Annotated in this window: 3 protein-coding genes; 1 reads left to right on the forward strand and 2 read right to left on the reverse strand. The window is 72.4% G+C overall.

Annotated elements, in window-relative coordinates; genetic code table 11:
* Positions 1-36: 36 nt before the first annotated feature.
* Positions 37-966 carry a carbohydrate ABC transporter permease gene (locus ADK60_RS19795; protein WP_045944121.1) on the reverse strand — a complete coding sequence of 310 codons (930 nt, stop codon included), beginning with the start codon at positions 964-966 and terminating at the stop codon, positions 37-39.
* 327 nt (positions 967-1293) lie between these two features.
* On the opposite strand from ADK60_RS19795, the gene ADK60_RS19800 reads away from it, so the two are divergent.
* Positions 1294-2313 carry a LacI family DNA-binding transcriptional regulator gene (locus ADK60_RS19800; protein WP_053647718.1) on the forward strand — a complete coding sequence of 340 codons (1020 nt, stop codon included), beginning with the start codon at positions 1294-1296 and terminating at the stop codon, positions 2311-2313.
* Between the two features lie 71 nt (positions 2314-2384).
* Here ADK60_RS19800 and ADK60_RS19805 read toward each other — a convergent pair whose 3' ends face one another.
* Positions 2385-4139: a glycoside hydrolase family 35 protein gene (locus ADK60_RS19805; protein WP_053647715.1), complete on the reverse strand. Its 1755-nt coding sequence runs from the start codon at positions 4137-4139 to the stop codon at positions 2385-2387.
* Positions 4140-4278: the final 139 nt, after the last annotated feature.

The raw sequence follows: 4278 nt of genomic DNA on the forward strand, positions 1-4278 counted from the left end.
GACGTGGGGGCGGGGACGGGAGGGGTGGTCATCGGCTCAGCCCTTCCGCATGCCGCGCAGCTGGACGGTGTAGGCGATGACCGCGGTGATCACGCCCATCACGATGGCCACGGTGGCCGCGTAGTTGTGCTGCTGGCCCGCGAAGGACAGCGAGTAGGTGTAGAGGTTGGGGGTGAAGTCGCTGGTGATCGCGTTGGGGGCGAGCTTCTGGAGGATGCTGGGCTCGTTGAAGAGCTGGAAGCTGCCGATGATCGAGAAGATCGTCGCGATCACCAGGGCGCTGCGGATGGCCGGCAGTTTGACGGAGAGGATCACCCGCCACTCCCCCGCACCGTCGATCGCCGCCGCCTCGTAGAGCGAGCGGGGGACGACCTTGAGGGCCGAGTAGAAGATCAGCATGTTGTAGCCGACGAACTCCCAGGTCACGATGTTGCCGATGGAGGCGAGGACCAGGGACGGCGAGAGCGGGTCGGGCAGGGTGACCCCGAGGGCGTCGTTGATGTTCCCGACCAGGCCGAAGCGGGTGCCGTACATGAAGCCCCAGATCAGGCTGGCGACGACGGCGGGGACGGCGTACGGGAGGAAGACCGCGACCCGGAAGAAGGTCCTGCCGTAGAGTCGGCCGCTGTCGATCGCGAGCGCGACCAGCAGCGCGGCACCCAGCATCACGGGCACCTGGACCAGGAGGAAGAGTCCCACCCTGGCCAGGCCCTCCCAGAAGCGGGTGTCGGCGAGCGCCTCGCCGTAGTTGTCGAGGCCCACGAAGGAGGTGCCCCCGATGAGCCGGTCCTTGAAGAGGCTCAGGTACAGCGCGTACCCGATCGGGGCGAGGAAGACGAGGCCGAACACCGCGACGAACGGGCCGGCGAAGCCCCAGCCCACGAGGGCCTCCTTGCGCAGCCGGAGGCGGGGACGTGGTCGGCGCGGGGGTGGTGCTTCCGTCGCGCGCGTCGAGAGGAGCGTCATGGCGGGGGTCCTTGCATCGGTGACCTGGAAGTGCGGTGGCGGAGGACGGGTGGCGAGCGCCCGGGGACCGGTGAACGGCTCCGTGGCGACTGGCCAACGAAGGATGTTTACGTAATCATCGGTGTGGCGATCGTGGCACTCCCGATGAGGAGCGTCAAGCACGAAGCAGCGACGAACGAGAGGAATCCGGTGACGGGCAAGCATGCGAGCGACCGGTCGGACGACGCGCGCCCGGGGGGCGCGGGATCCGGGCCGAAGGCAGGCCGGACGGCCGCCGCGGAGGTCGGCCGGGCACCCGGCGGCCGGGGCCGGGCCCGACGCGTCTCGATGGCGGACGTCGCCGCCCTCGCCGGGGTCTCCTCGCAGACGGTCTCGCGCGTCTCCAACGGCGACCCGGCCGTCATCGACAGCACCCGCCAGAAGGTCCTCGACGCCATGAAGGAGCTCGGCTACCGGCCCAACAGCGCCGCCCGCGCCCTCAAGCGCGGGGAGTTCCGGGCGATCGGCGTGATCACCATGGGCCTGTCCAGCACCGGCAACGTCCGGACCCTGGAGGCCATCGCGGGCTCGGCCGCCCACGCCGGCTACGCCGTCACGCTGATCCCCCTCGACGCCCCGACCCAGGACAACGTCCGCGGCGCCTTCACCCGGCTCGACGAGCTGGCCGTCGACGCCGTCGTCCTCATCATGGAGGTGCACCTGCTCGACACGACCGCACCGACCCTCCCGCCGCACGTCAAGGTGGTCGTGGTCGACTCCGACGCCACCGGGCGCTTCCCCGTCGTCGACACCGACCAGCGGCAGGGAGCCCGCACCGCCGTGCAGCACCTGCTCGACCTCGGGCACGAGACGGTCTGGCACGTGTCGGGCCCGGCGGAGTCCTTCGCCGCGGACCGCCGATCGGACGCCTGGCAGGCGGTGCTGCGCGAGGAGGGACGACGGGTGCCGCCGCCGCAGCGCGGCGACTGGACACCCGAGTCCGGGTACGAGGCGGGGCTGCAGCTGGCCGAGGAGGCCGACTGCACCGCCGTGTTCGTCGCCAACGACCAGATGGCCCTGGGTGTGCTGCGGGCCTTCCACGAGCGGGGCCTGCGGGTCCCGCAGGACGTGAGCGTCGTCGGCTTCGACGACATCGCCGAGGCGGCCTCCTTCATTCCGCCGCTGACGACGATGCGTCAGGACTTCGCCCGGGTGGGCGAGTTGTGCGTGGACGCGGCTCTTCGGGAGCTGCGCGGCGAGACGGTGACGGGTGTCCGGCTGGTGCCGACCACCCTGGTCGAGCGGGCAAGCACGGCGGCCCCGCGGCCGGGCACCGCGGCTCGGCGGAGGACGGGCGGGCGGCGCTGACGGGGGCGCGCCGGCCACCGAGGCGGACGACGGGCCGCACAGCCCGTCATCCGCTCCCGGCCGCTCCCCCGTCATTCCCCGATCGGGCCGAGGTCCGGCGTCCCGCGGAATTCGACGGTGCGGGCGCGGTGCGCGGAGTGGAGTTCGAGCACCACGACCTCGTTGGTCCCGGCCCGCAGGACCGGCGCGGGGACGTACAGCGAACGCTGCGGCCCCCGGGACCAGTAGCGGCCGAGCGGGAAGCCGTTGACCCAGGCGTTGCCCTTGGTCCAGCCCTCCAGGTGGAGGAAGGTGTCGGCGGGCTCGGCGACCTCGAAGCGGCCGCGGTGGAAGGCGGGCCCGACGGGCGTCCGCGCGCCGGCGGCGAAGGGGACGTCCGCCAGGCTGCTCAGCGGGAGCGGGCGGCAGCTCCACTCGGCGGGTTCGGCCCCGTCGAGGAGGACCTTGCCGAGCAGTCCCTTGCGGTCGTGGATGCCGGGACCGTAGTTGACCCGCCCCTGGTTCTCCACCAGGACCGTGAGGGTGCTCCCGGCCGCGGGGGCGGTGAAGGCCAGCGCGTGCTCGTGGTTCTCCCGCTCCAGGACGCCCACGGGCTGCCCGTCGACGAAGACCTGGGCGCGGTCGCGGACCTGCTCGACCTCCAGCAGCACCGGGCCGGCGGTCGGCAGCACGGTCTCGTACAGCACGAAGCCGAAGTCCTGCGCCAGCTCCTCCATGGTGAGCGGCCGGGGCGACCGGACCGCGGCCGGGGTGAGGACGGCGGCGTTCGGCAGCAGGTCGGCGCTCTCGGTCAGCACGACCGGGGGGAGGGCGAGCTTGGGGCCGCGCGCGGGCACCGGCTCCTCGGGCACGGGGGCGTGCTTGGCGATGACCTCGCGGAACGCGGTGTACTTCGCCGTCGGGTCCCCGGCCTCGTCGAGCGGCGCGTCGTAGTCGTAGGAGGTCACGGTCGGCCGGTAGGTGTGCTTGTCGTTGGCGCCGTTGGTGAAGCCGAAGTTGGTGCCGCCGTGGAACATGTAGAAGTTGACCGAGGCACCGGCGGAGAGCAGGTCGTCGAGCTCCCGGGCCGCCTCGTCGGCATCGCGGACCACGTGCGCGGCACCCCAGCGGTCGAACCAGCCGATCCAGAACTCCGCGGTCAGCAACGGCGAGTCCGGTCGCTTGCGGCGCAGCTCGGCCAGGTGCTCGGTGGAGCGGCTGCCGAAGTTGGCCGTGGCGAGCACGCCGGGCAGCGCGCCGCGTTCGAGGTCCGACGGCTGGTCGCAGGTGAACAGCGGCACGTCGACCCCGCAGCGCCGGAGGGAGTCGGCGAGGTGTTCCAGGTAGGCGATGTCCTCGCCGAACGCCCCGTACTCGTTCTCCACCTGGACGGCCAGCACCGGACCGCCCCGCGAGGCCAGGTACGGCAGGAGCGGGGTGAGCAGGCGGCGGAAGTAGTCGTCCACGGCGGCCAGGAACCGGGGGTCGCGGGAGCGCAGCCGGATGTCGGGTTCGGCGAGCAGCCAGGACGGGAGGCCCCCGCCCTCCCACTCGGCGCAGATGTAGGGGCCGGGGCGCAGCAGCACGTGCAGGCCCTCGGCGGCGGCCAGCTCGACGAACCGGGGCAGGTCGAGCCCGCCGTCCAGCCGGAACTGCTCCGGCCGCGGCTGGTGGAGGTTCCAGGGCACGTAGGTCTCGACGGTGTTGAGGCCCATCAGCCGGGCCTTGTGCAGCCGGTCCGCCCACTGTGCGGGGTGGACCCGGAAGTAGTGGAGCCCGCCGGACAGCAGCCGGAAGGGTTGGCCGTCGAGCAGGAGACCGGCCTGGTCTGTCTGGAGAACGGGCATGCGCGTCTTGCTCCTGTGTGAAGGGATGCGGTGCGGCAGTGAGCCTGCCCCTGCGCCTATGTTTACGTAACCATCGACCCCGTGGCAAGCTTCCGGGCAGCCGGGGCGGTCCCGGCGGGGGCTGGGGCGGACCCGGCGG

Origin of the sequence: Streptomyces sp. XY431 (genome assembly GCF_001279805.1) — a bacterium.
Classification (GTDB): Bacteria; Actinomycetota; Actinomycetes; order Streptomycetales; family Streptomycetaceae; genus Kitasatospora; species Kitasatospora purpeofusca.